This is a genomic window from Nostoc sp. FACHB-190 (assembly GCF_014696905.1).
In the GTDB taxonomy this organism is placed as follows: Bacteria; Cyanobacteriota; Cyanobacteriia; order Cyanobacteriales; family Nostocaceae; genus Nostoc_B.
On sequence record NZ_JACJQW010000110.1, the window covers coordinates 1 to 1987 of the forward strand.

Here is a 1987-nt window from a genome sequence, read left to right on the forward strand (position 1 = left end):
TGAAATGCCTGAGCCTATTTTATTAAGTCAGATTTTTGCCAAGCTTACTTCTTTAGGACGTATTCATCCCGTTTCTACAGGTGTTGAACCCTCGTAAATTGGCTACGGTATTGTTATAATCCAACCATTACCCTTACTACTACGGTGTTTGCAATGGAATTTATTGATATATCTATACCTCCTACCATCTATAGAACCAACAACCCCGAACACTACGGAAAATTGGCAATTGACTTTATGCCTGAGACTACCCCCACAGTCGCCAGCTTTGATAATCTGCAACAAGTGAAAGAATGGTTAGTGAATAAGTTTGGAGAGGAACAGTACCAAGAATGGTTTCCATCAGGATTAGCTGAAAAATTACCTGATGGTCAAGTTAGTTATGTTAACTGACAACTTAATATCATTATCAATAAAAAGTTACTAGCTGCTCCCTCAAGTAGTATCTAAATATGGACTCTGACCCAGCTAAAGATTTAGAGATTGTTGCTCATGTTCTGACAATTGCTAAAACTCATAAAATTGGTACCAAGGAAGCTTTACAGTTCTATATTCAAAAAATGAAATTAGAACTCGAACAGCACCAAGAAAAAAATCCAAATTTATCTTCCACTTTAAAAGAAAGACTAAGCCCTGAGAAATGGGAATCAGTGATGAAGTATGTACGTCATCATCCCAGCAGTGAAGAACTTCAAGAAGCATACTACCAAGCTAAACAAGAGGGTAAATTAAAACCAGCTAAACTGCTACTGGGTGGAAATTTTTACTTTAGAAACTCTGATTTTGTGGGTAAGAAGTATCTTGCACCAGGGATTACAGTTGAAGCTGAGGTGTACGATGACACAATTTGTCATGTTTGGCTTTCACCGATTGAATGCGAATTTGTTTTTATAAATGAGATAGAATTTATTTAAGATTTGCTAGGTAGACTTTATCTGAGCAATATTGTATTAATAAATGTTTTGTAATCTTCAATTGTTGACATTATGGAAACAAAGTACAACTATTTTATTATCTTGAATACTACGGAGGGAGCATACTTACCCCTCCACTCTGATAACAACAGTTTATTAACTTACTCTACCCAAAAACAAGCTCGTGATGCTTTTGAGTTGAACTACAAAGAAAGTCATGAGCAACAATCAGCAACTTGGTCTACCAGTGCAGCATTAAATTGGTTAAATCTACAACCATTCGTAGTGGCATTAAGCGCAAGCTTAACTCCAATGGAAGTGTTAACTACGCTCTCAAATTCCGACACTCCAGACCTCAAGGTTTATTCGCTGTCTAGTATTGCTGTGCGTTCTATTATGGCAGCTAAAGTTGACTTAGAAACTTGTCGCAATTATGAGGTGTCAAAGATAGAGTTAATTAACCCTGAGTGGTGGCAACAAGAACCAGCTTAATTCATCATAGCTATCAATATTTAATGACACCTGAAAAATTGTTAGAACTTGTTGACATTGCCATTCAAGTAGCGACTAGAAGAAATCGAGCGATCACAGTATTCAAATTTAATAACACTTATTATATGGTCGATGCTTATGAATGGGAAAATGGTCGTCCCTATGGGCAAGATATCATCACAGTAGAACCAGCAAAATATTAATCAGTTGTTTGATAGTGCTGGAATTGATTCCAATCAACCTTAAGAGTCAATACTTCAAATAATAAAGGAGACAATACATCTAACTCTATTGGTTCACCAGTGTAGATAACATCTGGAAAATCTTGAGGGTAAAAGATGCCATTCAGCCAATGCTTCCATTAAAAATGGGGGGCGATGCCTATCGTCTACGCTGCTTTCCATTTCACTATCACCTACTCTTCGGACACCGCTAAGTTTTGCTCTTGCATAATTGGCGTAATTAAATCAATACCTTCGCCAAAATAAGAGGATGAAGAGAGAGGGCTGATGTAGTAGAGTTATTGTCTTCCCAAACGACAACTCAAAAGCCACAACAAGCCCATGCCCGATATCTTATCA

At 37.1% G+C, this 1987-nt stretch carries 4 protein-coding genes; all 4 read left to right on the plus strand.

Translation table 11 applies throughout. The features are described 5' to 3' along the window. Positions 1 to 153: 153 nt before the first annotated feature. Positions 154 to 393 (plus strand): hypothetical protein, encoded by a 240-nt coding sequence (locus H6G28_RS36375; RefSeq protein ID WP_190678281.1) that lies wholly within the window; start codon positions 154 to 156, stop codon positions 391 to 393. Between the two features lie 59 nt (positions 394 to 452). Beyond that, positions 453 to 914 carry a hypothetical protein gene (locus H6G28_RS36380; RefSeq protein ID WP_190678284.1) on the plus strand — a complete coding sequence of 154 codons (462 nt, stop codon included), beginning with the start codon at positions 453 to 455 and terminating at the stop codon, positions 912 to 914. 72 nt (positions 915 to 986) lie between these two features. Next, complete coding sequence (locus tag H6G28_RS36385; protein ID WP_190678287.1) at positions 987 to 1406, plus strand: hypothetical protein; 420 nt, start codon at positions 987 to 989, stop codon at positions 1404 to 1406. Next, the gene (locus tag H6G28_RS36390) at positions 1385 to 1609 is read left to right on the plus strand and encodes a hypothetical protein (RefSeq protein ID WP_190678290.1); all 225 of its coding nucleotides are present in this window, start codon (positions 1385 to 1387) and stop codon (positions 1607 to 1609) included. Before H6G28_RS36385 ends, H6G28_RS36390 begins: the two co-directional genes overlap by 22 nt. Positions 1610 to 1987: the final 378 nt, after the last annotated feature.